This window comes from Micromonospora sp. NPDC047753 (assembly GCF_040642735.1).
GTDB lineage: Bacteria > Actinomycetota > Actinomycetes > Mycobacteriales > Micromonosporaceae > Micromonospora.
Map to the genome: position 1 here is coordinate 1 of NZ_JBEYSL010000762.1, position 2,189 is coordinate 2,189.

Annotated in this window: 2 protein-coding genes; one reads left to right on the forward strand and one right to left on the reverse strand. The window is 69.4% G+C overall.

The window, feature by feature from the left end:
• Nucleotides 1–42: 42 nt before the first annotated feature.
• Nucleotides 43–1,047: an RNA polymerase sigma factor SigB gene (gene sigB / locus ABZ749_RS34230; protein WP_357235342.1), complete on the reverse strand. Its 1,005-nt coding sequence runs from the start codon at nucleotides 1,045–1,047 to the stop codon at nucleotides 43–45.
• A 244-nt stretch (nucleotides 1,048–1,291) separates the two neighbouring features.
• Between sigB and ABZ749_RS34235 the strand changes: the two genes are divergently transcribed.
• Nucleotides 1,292–2,080: a sporulation protein gene (locus ABZ749_RS34235; protein WP_357235339.1), complete on the forward strand. Its 789-nt coding sequence runs from the start codon at nucleotides 1,292–1,294 to the stop codon at nucleotides 2,078–2,080.
• Nucleotides 2,081–2,189: the final 109 nt, after the last annotated feature.

A 2,189-nucleotide genomic window follows, 5' to 3' on the forward strand; every position in this document is an offset into this window, starting at 1 on the left:
GCCCCGGCGAACCGCCGGGGCCTTCCGTGGGAACCGGGTGCGTCAGCAGGCGTACGCCTCCAGGCGCTGGGCCCGCTCCGGGGCGCGCAGCTTCAGCAGTGTCACCTTCTCGATCTGCCGGATCCGCTCCCGGGACAGGCCGAACTCCCGACCGACCTCGTCCAGGGTGCGCTGACGGCCGTCGTCCAGGCCGAACCGGAGGCGGATGACCGCCTGTTCCCGCTGGGACAGGGTGGAGAGCACGATGCTGACCTCGTTGCGCAGCTCGCCCTGGGCGGCGGCGTCGCCCGGCTCGGTGCGCGGGTCCACCGAGGCCACGAAGTCGCCGAGCGCGCTCTCACCGTCGTCGCCGACGGCCTGGTCCAGGCTGACCGGCTCCCGGTCGTAGGAGATCAGCTCGATGACCTGGATCTCGGGGACCTCCAGCGCGCGGGCCACCTCGGCGACAGTCGGTTCGCGGCCCAGCGTCACCGCCAGTTCGCGGCGGGCCCGGACCATCCGGTTGACCTGCTCGACCATGTGCACGGGGATGCGGATGGTGCGGGCCTGGTCGGCCATCGCGCGGGTGATGGCCTGCCGGATCCACCAGGTGGCGTACGTGGAGAACTTGTAGCCCTTGGTGTAGTCGAACTTCTCCACGGCCCGGATCAGACCGAGGTTGCCCTCCTGGATCAGGTCGAGAAACGCCATGCCACGGCCCGTGTAGCGCTTGGCGATGCTGACCACAAGCCGCAGGTTCGCCTCCAACAGGTGGTCCTTGGCCGCCCGACCCTCGGTGACGATCAGCTCCAGGTCGGCTCGCAGCTCCGCGGAGACCGGGGTGCAGGTGGCGAGCTTCTCATCGGCGAACAGGCCGGCCTCTATGCGCCGGGCCAGGTCGACCTCCTGCGCGGCGGTCAGCAGCTTCGTCCGGCCGATGCCGTTGAGGTAGGCCCGGACCAGGTCGGTGGAGATGCCGCGCTCGTCTGTGGCGTCCAGGTCGACGAGGGCCTCGGGGGCCCCGTCAGTGTCGGTCGTGGTGGCCGGGCGCGTCCGGTGTTCCGTCATCTGCAGAACCATCTCTGTCTCTCCCCGTTTCCACGTCGGTGCCGTGTTCCCGGCCCAGTGGTGCCGGTGTGAGAACAGCTTGGCGGGCGGGGCGTAAAACGGGAGTGAGGCGATCGGGCACCCGACAGGAATCGCGTCAGATCGCTGGTGCGGTGTGTCGTCGAAGTGTGTGGTTGCCCGCCCCGGCTACGTTGCGGACGGCCGGCCACCTCTGGCCAGCCGGAAACGACAGTTGGAGGACGGTGTGGTCTTCAAACGGCTCATGAAGGCGATGGGCGTCGGTGGTCCGTCGGTGGAGACGGTGCTGGCCAACCCGAACTGCCGCCCGGGCGGCCAGTTGGAGGGCCGGATCCAGGTGCTGGGCGGCGACCACCAGGTCGACATCGACCACGTCACCCTCGGCCTGGTCACCCGGGTCGAGGTGGAGAGCGGTGACAACGACTACGACACCACTCAGGAGTTCCACCGCCAGCAGGTCACCGGCGCGTTCCGGCTGGAGCCGGGGCAGCGCTACGACCTCCCGTTCCGCTTCGACGTGCCGTGGGAGACACCGGTCACCGAGCTGTGCGGGCAGCACCTGCACGGGATGACGATGGGCCTGCGTACCGAGCTGGAGGTCGCCCGCGCGGTCGACAAGGGTGACCTGGACGCCGCGTCGGTGCACCCGCTGCCGGCGCAGGAGCGACTGCTGGACGCGCTGCTGCGGCTGGGATTCCGGTTCGCACGCGCCGATGTGGAGCGCGGTCACATCTACGGCGTACACCAGACGTTGCCGTTCTACCAGGAGATCGAGTTCAGCCCGGCGCCGCAGTACGCCCGATCGATCAACCAGTTGGAGGTCACCTTCATCGCCGACGCCCAGCAGATGCAGGTGGTGCTGGAGGTCGACAAGCGCGGCGGCGTCTTCACCGAGGGCCGGGACGCCTTCGGTCGGTTCACAGTCGACCACGCCACCGCCGACCGCACCGACTGGACCGCCGAACTCGACAACTGGCTCCGCCAGTCCCTGACCCGTCGAGGCCTCTTCTCCTAACCCCACCCCCCTCTCTGCGCGCGTTGATCATGAAGTTATTGCCACGACACGCCGAGGCGAAGGGCCAGGCGGTGCGCGGACCTGCGGGCGGGCAGCTCGGCGGAGCCGA